Genomic DNA, 14,954 nt, shown 5'->3' on the forward strand with positions numbered 1-14,954 from the left:
CCCGCCCGCGTCAGCGGAAACCCGCAGGTCAGCGCACCCGACCGCCCGTCGACCCCCGCCCCGCCGGCCCGCGCCCCCCGGCCGCGCCCTCGGACGTACCCGGAGAACCGGCGGCACCCGGGCCACCGGGACCATGGACAGCACCCGGGCCACCGACGGCGTCCACAGCGTCCGCGCCCCCCGCGGCGCCGGACGTACCGCCGTGGCCGGCCGACCAGCGGTCGATGCGGTGGGTGACGTCGGCGAAGTGGTCGCGGATGGTGGCGGCGGCGGCGTCCGGGTCGCGGGAGCGCAGGGCGTCGACGACCCGGCGGTGCTGGCGTACCACCTGGTCGTGGTCGGTCCTCGGTTTGCCGACCTCGTGCTCCAGGCGCCGGTAGACGTCCCAGAACAGGCCGATGAGCTGGAGGACCAGGACGTTGCCGAGGGGTTCGTAGAGCAGTTCGTGGAAGCGGCGGTCGTGGCCGGCCCGGCCGTCGTCGCCGTCGGCGGCCAGGTCGCGCAGTTCCGCTTCGAGGCGGTCGATGTCCTCGGTCGTGAGTTCCAGCGCGGAGCGGCGGATCAGGCCGCTCTCCAGCAGTTCGCGGACCTCGACGATGTCGTGCAGGACGCGAGGATTGGCGCGGCGCATGGCGAGCCGGGTGTGGAAGAGCAGGCCGGGTTGCAGGGAGTGCAGCTGTCCGGTGCCGACGTAGGTGCCGTAGCCGTGCCGGATGTCGACGATGCCGAGGGCCTGGAGGCTTTTCAGCGCCTCGCGGACCGAGTTGCGGCTGACGCCGAGCGTCCGGGTCAGCTCTGTCTCGGGCGGCAGCGCCTCGCCCGCGTCGAGGTCCAGTTCGACGATCAGCTCGATCAGCTGGTCCTGGACCGTCGGGCGGTGACCGCGGGTGCCGCGGTTCGCCGCTTCGAGGGGCTTGCGCTGCGGTGGCATGACGCCTACGTTACCCCCACCTGTAGGACGTCGGACATCCTACGTCCTACATCCGATCCGGCCGATTCCAGTCCGCTCCCGAGGATGCGAGCCGCATGACCAACTCCACCGCCCCGCCGCTGCGTTGGCGCCACGAGCTGTCCCGGCAGAACTGGCGGGCGTTCGGCGCCGCCTGGCTCGGCTACGCCATGGACGGATTCGACTTCGTCCTCATCACGCTGGTGCTGACCGAGGTCGCGAACCGTTTCCACCTGTCCACGGTCACCGCGGCGACCCTGGTGTCGGCGGCGTTCGTGTCCCGGTGGTTCGGCGGGCTCGCGATCGGCGCGCTGGGTGACCGGCTGGGACGCCGGCCCGCCATGGTGCTGAGCATCACGCTGTACGCGGTCGGCTCGGTGCTGTGCGGCTTCTCGTGGGACTACTGGTCGCTGTTCGCCTTCCGGATGGTCGTCGGCCTCGGCATGGCCGGCGAGTACAGCGCCAGCGCCACGTACGTCATCGAGAGCTGGCCGGAGCGGATGCGCAACACCGCCAGCGGCATGCTGCTGTCCGGCTACCCGCTGGGCGGCGTGCTGGCCGCCGAGGCGTACGGCTGGGTGGTGCCGCACAGCAGCTGGCGGGTGCTGTTCTGGATCGGCGTCGTCCCGGTCGCCGTCGCGGTGTACCTGCGCCGCCGGCTGCCGGAGGCCGCCGAGTGGCAACGCGCGCACGACGCGGGCGAGCGCCCGGTGTCGGCCACCGCGAAGCTGTTCACCGGCAGCCGCAAGGCGTGGAACCTGCCGGTCTGCGTGGTCGCCGCGGTCGGCGTGATGTTCGTGCTGCGCGGCGAGTCCACCGCCGTCACCCTGCTGCTGGTCGCCGTCGTCGCGGCCTGCTTCGTCGCGCTGACCGTGCAGTTCGCCGGCCGGCTGTGGCCGGTGGTGGTCGCGTTGATGGTCACCGTCTTCTGCGCGTTCCTCTACTCCTGGCCGTTGCAGTCGCTGCTGCCGACCTACCTCAAGACCGACCTGCACTACGGTCCCGGCCAGGTCGCCGACGCGCTGCTGTGGGCCGGCTTCGGCTACGCGGCCGGGTCGGTGCTGACCGGCTACCTCGGCGACCGCTTCGGCACCCGCCGGGCGTACGTCGGCATGCTGATCGCCTCGCTGGTGGTCGTCCGGCCGGTGTTCGCGCTGGGCCGGGGCCACGTCGTCGGGCTGTGGGTGCTGCTGTTCCTGCTGCTGGCCACCGGCCAGGGCGCCTCCGGCATCCTGCCCAAGTACGTCTCCCAGCACTACCCGCTGCGCATCCGCGGCGCCGCGCTCGGCTTCAGCTACAACGTCGGCGCACTGGGCGGCGCGGCAGCGCCGGTGCTGGGCGCCCGGCTCGCCGGCTCGCTGAGCCTGGGCACCTCCATCGCGGTGCTGGGCCTGGCCCTGACCGCCGTCGTCGTGCTGCTCGTCGGCTTCGACGTCCCCGCCCGGGTGCAGCGGTACGCCGACTCCCGGCACCCGGCGGACGGCACCCCCACCACCGATCGTTCACGTGAGAAGGTCTGATGTTCCACGGAGTCGTCCCTCCCCTGTGCACCCCGCTGACCGCGGACGGCGCGGTGGACACCGCGTCGCTGGAGCGTCTGACCGCGTTCCTGCTGGACGCCGGCGTCCACGGGCTGTTCGTCGGCGGTTCCACCGGGGAGATCGCCCAACTGCCGGACGCCATGCGGGACCTGGCACTGCGCACCGTCATCGCCACCGCGGCCGGCCAGGTCCCGGTACTGGCCGGCGCCATCGACACCGGCACCCTGCGGGTACTCGAACACGCCCGCCGCGCCCAGGAGTTGGGCGCCGACGCGGTCGTGGTGACCGCGCCGTTCTACGTCGCGGTCGGCGAGGCGGAGGTCGCGGCGCACTACCGGCGGCTGCACGCCGGGCTCGACGTGCCGCTGGTGGCCTACGACATACCGTCCAACGTCGGCTGGAAGCTGCCCGGTTCGCTGGTCGCCGAGCTGGCCCGCGACGAGGTGATCGTCGCGGTGAAGGACTCCAGCGGCGACCTGGAGGGCTTCCAGCAGGTGCTCGACGGCACGGCCGGGCTCGGCGTGAGCTGCCTGACCGGCTCGGAGACGCTGGCGGACCTGGCGATGTCGCGCGGCGCCGACGGCATCGTGCCGGGCCTGGGCAACGTCGACCCGCACGGCTACGTGCGGCTGTACGAGGCGGCGAAGGCCGGTGACGTGACGGCAGCGCGGCGCGAACAGGCCCGTCTGACGCGGCTGTTCGGCATCATCGACGCCGCCGACCGCACCCGGGTGGGCCGTGTCTCCGGCGCGCTCGGCGCGTTCAAGGCCGCGCTGGTCGCCCGCGGCGTCATCCGGCACCCGTACACCCAGGCCCCGTTGCTCCCGCTGACGGCGGACGAGGCGGCGGCGGTCGGCGCGATCGTGGCCGACGCCGGCCTGGAACCGGTCCGGCCCTGACCCGCGGCACCCGCGAACTCACCGCATTTGACGGCGCGTTGCAGCCTCCTGCAACCGCCGGGCGGCCCGCTGCTGTTCGCCGGTCCGGCCGACCCCGCCGCCCGGCAGACGATGGCGCTGCGCGCCAGCACGGACGGCGGCCGCACCTGGACACCGGTGCGCACGCTGTCGCAACTGCCCGCCGGCTACAGCGACCTGGAGCGGACGGCGGCCAGCGAGGTGGGCGTGCTGTACGAAACGGGGACGGCGACCAGCTACGACCGCATCGCCTTCGTCCGGATCCCGTTGAGCACCCTGGAGCCGTAACGCCCGCACGGGGGACGGGGGTTGACGCACCGGTGCGGTCGACCTCGGGTGCGCACGGTCGACCTCCGGTGCCGTGCGCGCCGTCGACCTCCGGTGCCGTGCGTGCCGTCATCCCCCGAGGGATCAGTCCAGGTGGCCGGTGTCGTTCCAGCGTTCGACGGCCGGGGCGCCGTAGGCCCAGCCCAGCACGGACACCGAGGCGGGCGCCAGCCGCAGCGCGGCGCCGAAGTCGAGACCGCGGCCGAGCCAGCGGGCGCCGAGGGCGCGCAGGAAGTGGCCGTGCGCGAAGACCAGCACGTCGCGGTCGGCGGACCGGGCCCAGTCGACCACCTCGTCGGCGCGGGCGGTGATCGCGGCCACCGACTCACCGCCCGGCGCGCCGTCCCGCCACACCAGCCAGCCGGGCCGGACCCGCTGGATCTCCTGCGGCGTCAGTCCCTCGTGGGCGCCGTACTCCCACTCCAGCAGGGTCCGCCATTCCTGCGCGCGGTCGCCGAAACCGGTCAGCTCGCAGGTCTCGCTGGCCCGCGACAGCGGGCTGGTGCGCACCTCCACGTCCGGCAGGCCCTGCCACGGTGTGCGCCGCAGGCGTTCGCCGAGCACCCGCGCGGTGCGGCGGCCCTCGTCGGTCAGCGGGATGTCGGTGTGCCCGGTGTGGCGGCCGCTGAGCGACCACTCGGTCTGTCCGTGGCGGACCAGGATGATGCGCGGCGCCATGTCCCGGCGGGCCTTTCGTGCGGGTTGTGGGGGGTCGGGGCCATCATCCCCCATGGCCCCGGGCCCGCCGCGTCCGCTCCCCCGTCCCCCGGCGACTCCAGCGCCGCCCGTTCCCCGCTCCCCCGCTCGCCACTCCCCGTTCCTTGCCCCCGGCGACTCCAGCGCCACCACACCCCGCTCCCCACGCCCCGGCGGGGCCGGCCGGCCGGCGGCTCAGCCCAGCAGGCCGGTGAGCAGCGCGTCGAGGCCGCGTTCGTACTGGGCGGTGCCGTCCCGGACGGCGTCGGCCAGTTCGGGCATCAGGCCGACCAGGTGCGGGTAGCGGTCGGCGGGCAGCCCGGCGGGGCCGGCCGGCCGCGCCGTCCCGCCGCCCGGCCCGGCGCCGGCCTCCCGGCACGCCTGCGCGGCGCGGCGCTTGCGGCTGCCGGCCGCCCACAGGGCGGCGCCGACGGTGAACTGGGTCAGCGCGGTGTAGGCGCTGGCGGCCTCGCGGCGTTCCAGGCCGGCCCGCAGCAGGGCTTCCAGGGTGCGTTCGGCGAACAGCGTGAACTCGTCGCCGTCCGGTGGCCGGGCGGCGAGCAGGTGCAGGACGGAGGGGTGGTCGGCGAGCAGCCGGTAGGCGGCCCGGCACAGCTCGCGGACCTCCTCGCGCGGCCCGGGGCGCTCCCCGCCCTCCGGCCGCCGCGACGGCAGGTCGGCCTCGGCCAGCAGCCGTACCCGTACCGCGTCGATGATCTCGTCCTTGCCGGAGAAGTGGCTGTAGACGGCCATGGTGGCCACCCCCAGCCGCTCGGCCAGCGCGCGCATGGTGAACGCGTCGGGGCCGGCCCGGTCCAGCAGGTCCACGGCGGCGTCCAGGACGCGTTCGCGGTTGAGGGTATTGCGTGGCGCGCGGGTGCGGGGGCGGGTACGGTCGGCCGCGCTGCGGCCCGGCGAGCTGCTCGTGGTCATCGGTGCGTTCGCTCCCTAGCGGTGCTCCCGTGACGCGATACGGGTGACGGTGTGGCGCCTGGGGTACGTGTGGTGGACGGGGACACCTGTGACGGGCGTGGCCGGCGTGACGAATGTGACGTACGCGGCCGGCTCAGGCAACCTGGGTCGCGCCGCCCGCGTCCTACCGCTTACCCGGTGATCGCGGCGTGAATCCGTCACACGGGTGGACCGGCGTGAAACAGCAGGTTGACGTGGTGGCGGGGCTGGTGCGCGGAGCAGTCGTACGTACAGCGTACGGTTGAGCGCGCCGCGACCGGCGGGTGGGGAGTGTTCGGACGGACCGGACAGCGGGAGAGACGGAGAACACCGACGGATGTCCAGCACCGAAGTCCGCGTCACGCAGCGGCCCAGGAGCAAGCCCCGCTGGTGGGCCGAACTGCCGCTGATCGCCCTGGTGTACGCGGCGTATTCGGGCGGCCGTCTGCTGGTGGCCGGTGACACCACCGAGGCGGTCCGGCACGCCGAGTCGATCATCCGGCTGGAGCGAATACTCCACCTCGACCCGGAGCACGCGCTCAACTCGGTGTTGACGCACGTCTCCTGGCTCGGGGTCCCCGCCTGTTTCGCCTACGCCACCTTGCACTACCTGGTGACGCCCGGCGTCCTGGTCTGGCTGTGGAAGCGGCATCCCGGCCGGTACCTGTTCATGCGTACCTGGCTGATGCTCTCCACCTTCATCGGCCTGATCGGCTTCACCCTGCTGCCCACCGCGCCGCCGCGCCTGCTGCCGGCCGCCCTGGGCTTCCACGACACCATGGCCCAGTACGCCACGTTCGGCTGGTGGGGCGCCGACGCGAGCGCCCCGCAGGGCATGGGGCAACTCACTAACCAGTACGCGGCGATGCCCAGCCTGCACGTCGGCTGGGCGCTGTGGTGCGGGATCATGCTGTGGCGCCACTCGCGCAACCCGCTGGCCCGCGCGCTCGGCGTCGCCTACCCCATCGTGATCGCCCTGGTGGTGCTCGGCACCGCCAACCACTACCTGATGGACGTCATCGCCGGTGTCGCGGTGATGGGCCTGGGCCTGCTGCTGACCCGCCCGGTGCGCCGGCTGGTCGCCCTGGCCGGCGGCCTGCTCACCGCCCGCCCGGCCGCCGCGGCCCCGGAACCGGCCGCCCCGGAGCCGGTCGGGGCCCCGGTGGCGTCGGCCCCGCTGACGCTCGCGCTGAACGGCACCGAGTCCGTCGTCGTCGACCCCCTCGTGCACCCGCTGACCGTCGAATCGGTGACCGCGGTGCCGCGTTCGGTCCCCGGCCCGCGCCGCGACACCGACACCCGCCGCCCCGCCGAGGCGGTACCCCCCAGCCGCCGCTGACGCCCGCCCCGGCGCCGGTGCGCCGGCCCCGCCGGCGGTGCGGATGTGCCGGCTGTCAGTGGCGGGTGCGAGACTTCCCGACGTGAACGACGTGACCGACCACACCTCGGAACGGGCGGGGCTGCGCGGGCGGCTGGCACGACTGCGGGGCGCCGGAGTGCCGCCGCGGGCGCTGGACGCGCGGGCGCTCGCGGCGCTGGCGGCCAACCCGGGATGCGGCCGAAGAGCGCTGCTGGACGCCGCCGGGGTGGACAAGGGCGCGGTGGCCCGGGTGCTGGGGGCGCCGGAGCGGTTCGGCCAGTCGCAGTTCGCGTTCGCCCGCGGCATCGCCTTCGAGGCCCGGGTCAAGGCCGACCGCTGCGCGGAGCTGCTGCGCCTGCTGGGCGCCGGGGACGCGGCGGGGCAGGGCGCGCGGCTGCCGGACCTGGTGGCCGCCGGGCCGGCCGGGCGGGTGGCGCGCACCCGGCTGGCGCTGGAGGAGGCGACCGGCGCCGGGTGCTGGACGCTGCTGGACCACCCGCTGCTGGAGCTGGAGGTGGCCGGCTCCCCCGCCTTCCTGGAACCGGACGCGGTCGCCGTCGCGCCGGACGGGCGCTGGACGGTCGTGGAGGTGAAGTCCTTCCCGATCCTGGACGGCGGCGCGGACTCGGTGAAGGTCGGCGCGGCGGCCCGGCAGGCGGCGGTCTACGTCATCGCGCTGGAACAGCTGGACGCGGCGGCCCCGCGGCCGGACGTGCTGCTGGTGTGCCCGAAGGACTTCTCCAACGTGCCGGTGGCCGAGCTGATCGACGTGCGCAAGCAACTGTCGGTCACCCGGCGGCAGTTGGCCCGGCTGACCCGGATCGAGGAGATCGCGGCGCGGCTGCCGGAGGGCACCACGTTCGCGGTGGGCGACGGCCGCCCCGGCGCGGACCTGGCGGCGGCGGTCGACTCGGTCGACGCCAGCTACGCCCCGGAGTGCCTGGACACCTGCGAACTCGCCTACCACTGCCGGGACCGGGCCCGCGAGCGCGGCGGCGTGGAGGCGCTGGGCCGCTCGGTGCGCGGTGAACTCGGCACGCTGACCACCGTCGAACAGGTGCTGGCGGCGGCCGGCGGCCACGCGTCGCACGACGACGACCCGGCGGCGGCCGCGCTGCGCCGGGCCGCGGTGCTGCGGGCGGAGGCGCTGTGTCGGTGATGTCGACGCTGGCCCGGGCGCAGGCGGTCGCGGCCGGCCGGGCGCAGCCGCTGGCGACCGTGCGGCACCGGTGGCTGTCGCAGCGGCCGATGGTCCTGGTGCCGCTGACCACGGCCGGCGAGGTCGGCGCGCCGCTGGGCGCGCTGGTGGGCACCGACCGGGACGCGCCGCGGCTGCTGGTGGTGCCGCAGCCGCGCGACCGCGACCTGCGGGCGGCGTTCCTGGCGGAACTGGCCGGTGTCGTCCTGCCGTACCTGACGTCCTACGAGGACGAGGTGGCCGGCGAACCGGGCAGGGAGACCGATCCGCAGACCGGCAAGAAGGTCGCCGTCGAGCGCGAACTGTGCGTGGACGCGCCGCAGTTGGTGGTGCCCAATCCGGCCGGCGCGGAGTACGTGCGGCTGCTGGGCCGGGCCACCCGGTTCCGCCGCACCGCCGAGGAGGACCCGGCCGAGCCGTATCCGGCGCCGTCCCAGGTGCCGTTGCTGGGCCGCTGGTTCACCCACTACGGGGAACGGGCGCGCACCCCGGGCAGTGCGCTGCTGGTGTCGGCGACCGAGCTGCTGACCCGGCACTGGGCGACCGGGCAGTCCAACCTGGAGGACCAGCACCTGGGCGCGCTGCTGGCCTGGATCGACCCGCCGCCGGGCTCGACCGGTCCGGTCGCGGCGGCCCGGGCGCAGACCGGGCGGGGCCCGGACGGCCTGCTGCTGAGCCCGCCGGCCGGCCCGGCCACCGACCCGGTCTTCGACAACCGGGTGCTGGCGCCGGCCATGTCGGCCTACGACGCGGCACGGACCGCCGGCCACGATCCGTCGGCGGCGGCCGGGCGGGTGCGGGCGCTGCTGGAGAGCCAGTTGCGCCCGGCGTGGGACGACGTGTGGCGGGCGCTGGACCTGCTGCGCGCGCTGCCGGCCGGCGGCCACGTCGAGGACCGGTGGAAGCGCGACCGCTGGTCCTACACCGGGCACCGCGACCGGGTGCGGGCCGGCGAGCCGCCGCAGCCGCGCCGCGACGACGCGGTGGCCGCCGCGCAGAAACTGGCCGGCCGGGAGACCGCGCAGGCCCGGCTGGAGGCCGGCGAGGCGCTGGACGACCCGCTGGTGATGGCGGAACGGCGGCTGGTCGGCGAGGCGTTCGCCGGGCCGGTGACCGAATCCGTGCTGGAGTACTCCCCGCCGCCGCGACCGCGCCCCCGCCCGCTGGTGACGGTGGCCACCGACGACCGGCCGCACCTGGAGGAGGGCGTACGGGTGTACCGGGCGCTGCCGGAGGGCCGCTGCCAGGAGGCGGAGTTCCTCGGCTCGCCGCGCCCCGGACTGCTGTGCCTGCGGGTGCTGAACGGGATGGGCCGCGGCAAGGAGCCCGACCCGGGCACGGTGCCGCAGCCGGGGGACGCCACCTGCTGGACGCTGTTCGAACACGCGCCGCGCGGCGGTGCCGAACTGCCGGACGCCGAGGCCACCCCGTGGACGCACGGCGGTCCGCCGACCGCGTTCAGCTCCGGCGTGCCGGCGGCGGCCGATCCGGCCGACGACGTGACGGTGGAGGACTACCTGTGACCGGCACCGCCGAACCCGCCCGGAACGACGAGGACTTCGACCCGGGAGCGGCGGCGGCGCTGGCCACCGGCCGCATCCTGCACGACACCCGGCAGGGCACGAAGCGCGGTGTGGTCGTCGACTCGCCGCCGGGCGCCGGCAAGTCCACCCTCGTGGTGCGCGCCGCCCGTGAACTTGCCGATTCCGGCGAGCAGTTGATGATCGTGGCGCAGACCAACGCCCAGGTCGACGACCTCACCGACCGGCTGGCGACCGCCGATCCGGGGCTGGCGATCGGCCGGCTGCACGGCACCGACTCGCCGCCGGACCCGGCGCTCGACCGGCATCCGCAGGTGGCCAGGTCGCCGAAGGTCGCCGAGCTGCGCGGCCGGCAGGTGGTGATCGCCACCGCCGCCAAGTGGGGTTTCGTCAAGGACGTCGAACCGTGGCGGCACGCCATCGTCGACGAGGCGTACCAGATGCGGTCGGACGCGCTGCTGCGGGTGGCCGGGCTGTTCGAACGGGCGCTGTTCGTGGGCGACCCCGGCCAGCTCGACCCGTTCAGCGTGGTGGGCGCCGAGCAGTGGGCCGGGCTGAGTTACGACCCGTCGGCCAGCGCGGTCGTGACGCTGCTGGCGCACAACCCGGACCTGCCGCAGCACCGGCTGCCGGTCTCCTGGCGGCTGCCGGCGTCGGCGGCGCCGCTGATCTCCGACGCGTTCTACCCCGACACCCGGTTCCGCAGCGGCACCGGTCCCGGCGACCGGCTGATGTCGTTCACCGGGCCGGGCGACGGCGGGGCGGCGGACCGGGTGCTCGACGAGGCGGCGGCGGCCGGCTGGGGGCTGCTGGAGCTGCCGGCCCGCTTCACCCCGCGCACCGACCCGGAGGCGGTCGGCGCGGTCGCGGCGGTGGTGCGGCGGCTGCTGGAACGCGGCGGGCGCACCGTCAGCGAGCGCTCGCCGCAGCCGCAGCCGGTGACGGCGGACCGGGTCGCGGTCGGCACCGCGCACCGCGACCAGGCGGCGGCGGTGCGCTCCGCGCTGGCCCGGCTGGGGGTCACCGGCGTCACGGTGGACACCGCCAACCGGCTCCAGGGGCGGGAGTTCGACGTCACGGTGGTGCTGCACCCGCTGTCGGGGCGGCCGGACGCGACCGCGTTCCACCTGGAGACCGGCCGGCTGTGCGTGCTGGCGTCCCGGCACCGGCACGCCTGCGTGGTGGTCTGCCGGGCCGGCGTCGACACCCTGCTCGACGACCACCCCTCCACCGAACCGCTCCAGCTGGGCGTCGCTGTGAAGTTCCCCGACGGCTGGGAGGCCAATCACGCGGTACTCGCCCTGCTGGCGGAACACCGGGTGCGGTGGGACGGCTGACGGAGGATTGCTGACGGCTGGCGTTTGACGGCTGGCGTTTGACGGCTGACGTTGACGGCCGACGTCCGGCGGGGGCGGCCGAGCGCCGGCGTCCGTGGCTGACGGAGGGTGGCCGATCGCCGCATTCGACGGCTGACGGTGGCGGCTCGCGGTTGACGGGAAACCGCGAGGTGGGACGTGGGGCAGGCGGGTGGCGAGCGGGCCGGGGCCCGTGCGCGGGCCCGGACCGGGGGCGGCGGGGGCGTAACGGGCCGAGCGGTCGGTGCGATGGGGTGATCGTCGGATGAAAAGCCTGGTGGCACGTGCTGGTGTCCGGTGCCGGGCCGCTGGGTAGCCCTGGTGCGGGACAATGGATGGCGGTCCACAACCTGGAGGTAGGGAGATGCCCGAACGGCATTCGGCTCACCGCTCGCCGGACGAGGCGCCGCGCAGGATGCGTCCCGCGCCGCTGCTGTTCGAGCCGGAGGCGGCGTCCGCCGACCCCGAGCACTTCTTCGACCTGGAGTCGATCGACGACCCGGCCCGGCTGCTGGAGCGCAGTACCGAACTCGCGCTCGCCTTCCGGGCCGCCGCCGACCGGGCCACCGAGTTCCAGGCGATGGCCGCCGCCATGCTGGCCGACCCCAAGCGGTTCGACCGCTCGCCCCCCGACGCCATCGCCGCGCGGGTCGGCTGGTCGGAGGACTACGCGAAGAAGATGGTCGAATTCGGCTCCGACCTGCTGCGCCGCCAGGGCCTGCCGGACTGATCCCGGCGGCCCGGCGGCCCTGCCCAGCACCGGTACCCCGGCACCCCGGCACCCCGGCACCCCGGCACCCCGGCACCCCGGCACCCCGGCAGTCGTACCGCGCCCGGCGTATCGCGACCGAACCGGCGACCGGCGAACCCGCGACCGGGGTACGCCGTACCGCGACTGCGCCCACCGGTCGCACCGGCGCCGCCCGCCGGCGCACCGGCGCCCGGCCCTCCGCACCCGCACCCCGCCACCGCACAGCCCGCCGGTCACCCCGGCACCCCCGCCCGCCGCACCGCCCTCCCGCGCCTCCCCCGTATCCCCTGCCGCGGTCCGTGGCCGGAACGGAACGGTTGGCTGGCATGTGCCCCCGGAATGCGTCCGGCAGAGTACCCGTCCGGCATGCTCCGCGTCCCGGATTCGGACGATTCGCCGGGCCCGGGGTCCGCACGGCGGTAGACCTGTCGGTCATGAGCGACATGATCTGGGACCTCCGCGAGAGCGACCTGCGCGACACCGACGTACGGGACACCGGCCCGTGGCTGCCCGGTGGCGCGCCGCACACCGGGCAGCCGTACGGGGATCCGGCGCACGGCGGCCCGGCGTACGGCGATCAGCCGCACGTCGAGCGGGTCACCGCCGAGGGCGCCGACTGGCTGGCGTCGGCCAGTACGTTCCCGCGCAGTGTGCGGGCGCTGTGGTCCGCGCGGCCGGGCGCGCCGAGCGTGCTGCCGTGCGGTACGGCGTTCGACGTGGTCAACCTGCCGGTGCTGTTCGGGCGCCGGGTGCTGGACCGGCTGTGGGAGTCGGGGCCGGGTTGCGGTCCGGTGGCGGTGCACCGGGGGCGGATGCTGGTGTTCGCCACGCCCGGCACCGGACGCCGGCTGCCGTCGCTGCTGTCGTGGGAGGAGTGGGGCCCGCTGGTGCCGCCGATGCTGTGCCACGGGGTCGGCGACGCGGTGACGGTGCCGCCGCTGGCGCCCGCGCCGGCCGCCGCCGCGCCGGGCGGGAACGGCGGATCGCGGTGGCTGGTGGCGCCCGGCGTACGGGACCCGTGGCTGCCCGGACCTGCGGTCCTGCTGTGGGCGTGCCTGCGGGCGGCCCGGCCGCACCGGGTGGTCGCGGGGGGTGTTCCGGTCTGAGACTTATCGATTTTTCCTCTGCCGGAACAGGGTGCTACTGTCTTCCCATCGCAGGCGCCGCTAGCTCAACTGGCAGAGCAGCTGACTCTTAATCAGCGGGTTCGGGGTTCAAGTCCCTGGCGGCGCACCACACGAAGAGCACCTCCCGACGGAGGTGCTCTTCGGCGTTCCGGGGGCCGGCGCGGTTCCGGGCCGGCCGGCGCACACCGGCGAGTCCCCCCGCCCCGGCGCACACCGGCCGGCCCCCGCCCCCGGCCCCGGCGCACACCGGGGAGCCCCCGGCCCGGCGCGCGCCGGCGGTTCACCGGCCGGAGGCGATCGTCACCGGCCGGAAGTCTTCGTCACCAGCCGGAGGTGATCGTCTCGCCGCTCATGCCCAGCAGTTTCGGCGGCTGCCGTTCGGCGAGGAAGTCCATCAGCAGGCCGTTGACCAGGTCGGGCTTCTCCACCGGCAGCGCGTGCGAGGTGCCGGGGACGACGGCGAGCTGGGCGTCGGGGAGCGCGGCGGCCATCTCGGCGCTGTGGGCCGGCCGCACGCCGTCGTCGTCACCCTGCATGACCAGCGTCGGAGCGGTGATCGCGGCCAGGTCGGCCATCGTCAGGCCGGAGCCGCCGGCCCACATGGCGAGCAGCTTGGCGAACACCGTGTCGAAGTGGTCCGGCCCGTCCGGCGACAGCGGCGCGTAGAGCGGGCGGAACCAGCCGGCCAGCATGTCGTGGCCGGCCGGGTCGTCGATGAGGGCACGGGCGGCCGGGGTGTCGCCGTCCCGGGTGATCGCGGCGCCGATGACGACGAGCCGGCCGACCAGGTCCGGGCGGCGCAGCGCGAGGTGCAGGCCGACGGCGGCACCGTCGCTCCAGCCGACGACCCGGGCGGGGCCGAGGTCGAGCGCCTCGGCGAAGGCGGCGGTGTCGTCGGCCATCGCGGCGTAGGACACCGGCCCGGCCACGTCGGGGGTGCGGCCGTGGCCGCGGCGTTCGGGGGCCAGGACGCGGTAGCGCGCGGCCAGCGCCGGTCCCTGCGCCTGCCAGGTGTCGGCGGTGACGCCGCCGCCGTGCAGCAGGATCACCGGTTCGCCCGCGCTCCCCCACTGCTCGTAGTACGTGCGCAGCCCCCCGGCCATGACGTACGAACCCATGTCCCCGCCTTTCGAGCCCCTGTCGGTCCCGGGGACCCGGCCCCGGAACGCATTCTTGAGCGTTGCTCAATTGAACGTTGCTCAAGTTAGGTGGCTATGCTGGCCCCGTCAAGCGCGACGGGGCGTGCCGGGGGCAGGACGAGGGCGAGGGGGCGGGTCGGATGCCGCTGCGGCGGGAGACGGTGGTGGACGCGGCGCTGGAGCTGCTGGACGAGGTCGGACTGGACGCGCTCACCACCCGGGCGCTCACCGGCCGGCTCGGCGTCCGGCCCGGCGCGCTGTACTGGCACGTGCGCGACAAGCGGGAGCTGCTGACCGCGGTGGCCGAACGGATCATGGACGAGGTCTTCGCCCCGGCGACAGCGCCGACCGCCCCGCCGGCCGGCACCCCCACGCCCGCGCCGGCCGCCACCCCGGCGGCCGCCACCCCGGCGCTCGCCACTCCGGCAGACGGCACCTGCGCAGCCGCCACCCCGGCCGACGGCACCCCCGCGCCCGCCACCCCGGCCGACGGCACCCCCGCGCCCGCCACTCCGGCAGCCGACACCCCCGCCACCGACAGCGGCCCCGCCGACGACTGGATCGCGGACGTCACCGTCTTCGCGCACGCGCTGCGCTCCGCGCTGCTGCGGCACCGGGACGGGGCCCGGCTGGTCGCCACGCACACGCCGGTCAGCCCGGTGGCGTTGCGGGCGGTGGAGGAGGGGCTGGCGCGGATGCGGGCGGCGGGGGTGCCGCTGGAGCTGGCGGCGCACTTCGGCGACACGGTGACCAGCTACGTGACCGGGTTCGCGCTCCAGGAGCAGGCGGCGCCGGGCGGCGCGGCGGCGGGCCCCGCGCCGGACGCGGCGGCGTACCCGCACCTGACCGCGTGGGCCGGCCTGCACACCACGCCGGACCGGGACGCGGCGTTCCGCACCGGGATCGCGCTGATCACCGGCGGGCTGCGGGTGGCGCTGGAGGGCGGCTCCGGTCAGGTATGATCGGCTGTGCGAGCGCCGCTAGCTCAACAGGCAGAGCAGCTGACTCTTAATCAGCGGGTTCGGGGTTCAAGTCCCTGGCGGCGCACCACACGGAAGGGCATCCCTCACGGGGTGCCCTTTCCGGCGTCCCGGGCCGGAGC

Annotated in this window: 14 protein-coding genes and 2 tRNA genes; 12 read left to right on the forward strand and 4 right to left on the reverse strand. The window is 75.5% G+C overall.

The genetic code is table 11. The features are described 5' to 3' along the window. Positions 1-28: 28 nt before the first annotated feature. A complete protein-coding gene (locus POF43_RS31480; RefSeq protein ID WP_282704886.1) occupies positions 29-931 on the reverse strand; it encodes a FadR/GntR family transcriptional regulator in 903 nt (300 codons plus the stop codon). 95 nt (positions 932-1,026) lie between these two features. On the opposite strand from POF43_RS31480, the gene POF43_RS31485 reads away from it, so the two are divergent. The 3 genes from POF43_RS31485 to POF43_RS31495 are packed head-to-tail and all read left to right on the forward strand — an operon-like array spanning position 1,027 to position 3,695. After that, on the forward strand, positions 1,027-2,469 hold the full coding sequence (locus POF43_RS31485; RefSeq protein ID WP_271325220.1) for a sialate:H+ symport family MFS transporter: 1,443 nt from the start codon (positions 1,027-1,029) through the stop codon (positions 2,467-2,469). After that, positions 2,469-3,389, forward strand: coding sequence for a dihydrodipicolinate synthase family protein (locus POF43_RS31490; protein ID WP_271325221.1), 921 nt, complete (start codon positions 2,469-2,471; stop codon positions 3,387-3,389). Before POF43_RS31485 ends, POF43_RS31490 begins: the two co-directional genes overlap by 1 nt. Before the next feature lie 27 nt (positions 3,390-3,416). Next, a complete protein-coding gene (locus tag POF43_RS31495) occupies positions 3,417-3,695 on the forward strand; it encodes a sialidase family protein (protein ID WP_271325222.1) in 279 nt (92 codons plus the stop codon). A gap of 123 nt (positions 3,696-3,818) precedes the next feature. Here the strand turns inward: POF43_RS31495 and POF43_RS31500 are convergent, their stop codons facing one another. Further along, positions 3,819-4,412 carry a histidine phosphatase family protein gene (locus POF43_RS31500; protein WP_271317480.1) on the reverse strand — a complete coding sequence of 198 codons (594 nt, stop codon included), beginning with the start codon at positions 4,410-4,412 and terminating at the stop codon, positions 3,819-3,821. A 213-nt stretch (positions 4,413-4,625) separates the two neighbouring features. Further along, on the reverse strand, positions 4,626-5,363 hold the full coding sequence (locus tag POF43_RS31505; protein ID WP_271318440.1) for a TetR/AcrR family transcriptional regulator: 738 nt from the start codon (positions 5,361-5,363) through the stop codon (positions 4,626-4,628). A 355-nt stretch (positions 5,364-5,718) separates the two neighbouring features. On the opposite strand from POF43_RS31505, the gene POF43_RS31510 reads away from it, so the two are divergent. From POF43_RS31510 to POF43_RS31540, 7 genes are all read left to right on the forward strand, one after another. Next, positions 5,719-6,720, forward strand: coding sequence for a phosphatase PAP2 family protein (locus tag POF43_RS31510; RefSeq protein ID WP_282704887.1), 1,002 nt, complete (start codon positions 5,719-5,721; stop codon positions 6,718-6,720). An 82-nt stretch (positions 6,721-6,802) separates the two neighbouring features. Beyond that, positions 6,803-7,900 (forward strand): hypothetical protein, encoded by a 1,098-nt coding sequence (locus POF43_RS31515; protein WP_271317566.1) that lies wholly within the window; start codon positions 6,803-6,805, stop codon positions 7,898-7,900. Next, on the forward strand, positions 7,891-9,462 hold the full coding sequence (locus tag POF43_RS31520) for a hypothetical protein (protein WP_271325096.1): 1,572 nt from the start codon (positions 7,891-7,893) through the stop codon (positions 9,460-9,462). Before POF43_RS31515 ends, POF43_RS31520 begins: the two co-directional genes overlap by 10 nt. Further along, positions 9,459-10,817, forward strand: a complete 1,359-nt coding sequence (locus POF43_RS31525) for an AAA family ATPase (RefSeq protein WP_271325097.1) — start codon at positions 9,459-9,461, stop codon at positions 10,815-10,817. The genes POF43_RS31520 and POF43_RS31525 overlap by 4 nt, the downstream gene beginning before the upstream one ends. A gap of 382 nt (positions 10,818-11,199) precedes the next feature. After that, complete coding sequence (locus POF43_RS31530) at positions 11,200-11,565, forward strand: DUF8844 domain-containing protein (protein ID WP_271318923.1); 366 nt, start codon at positions 11,200-11,202, stop codon at positions 11,563-11,565. 455 nt (positions 11,566-12,020) lie between these two features. Beyond that, positions 12,021-12,692, forward strand: coding sequence for a bifunctional DNA primase/polymerase (locus tag POF43_RS31535; protein WP_271325731.1), 672 nt, complete (start codon positions 12,021-12,023; stop codon positions 12,690-12,692). A 54-nt stretch (positions 12,693-12,746) separates the two neighbouring features. After that, a tRNA-Lys gene (locus POF43_RS31540) sits at positions 12,747-12,822 on the forward strand. A gap of 211 nt (positions 12,823-13,033) precedes the next feature. Here the strand turns inward: POF43_RS31540 and POF43_RS31545 are convergent. Continuing rightward, entirely contained in the window at positions 13,034-13,831 is a 798-nt protein-coding gene (locus POF43_RS31545) for an alpha/beta fold hydrolase (RefSeq protein ID WP_271318823.1), read from the reverse strand. 161 nt (positions 13,832-13,992) lie between these two features. Between POF43_RS31545 and POF43_RS31550 the strand changes: the two genes are divergently transcribed. Beyond that, the gene (locus POF43_RS31550) at positions 13,993-14,814 is read left to right on the forward strand and encodes a TetR/AcrR family transcriptional regulator C-terminal domain-containing protein (RefSeq protein WP_282704888.1); all 822 of its coding nucleotides are present in this window, start codon (positions 13,993-13,995) and stop codon (positions 14,812-14,814) included. A 12-nt stretch (positions 14,815-14,826) separates the two neighbouring features. Beyond that, positions 14,827-14,902 (forward strand) — tRNA-Lys (locus POF43_RS31555). Positions 14,903-14,954: the final 52 nt, after the last annotated feature.

This window comes from Streptantibioticus silvisoli (genome assembly GCF_027947535.2).
GTDB lineage: Bacteria > Actinomycetota > Actinomycetes > Streptomycetales > Streptomycetaceae > Streptantibioticus_C > Streptantibioticus_C silvisoli.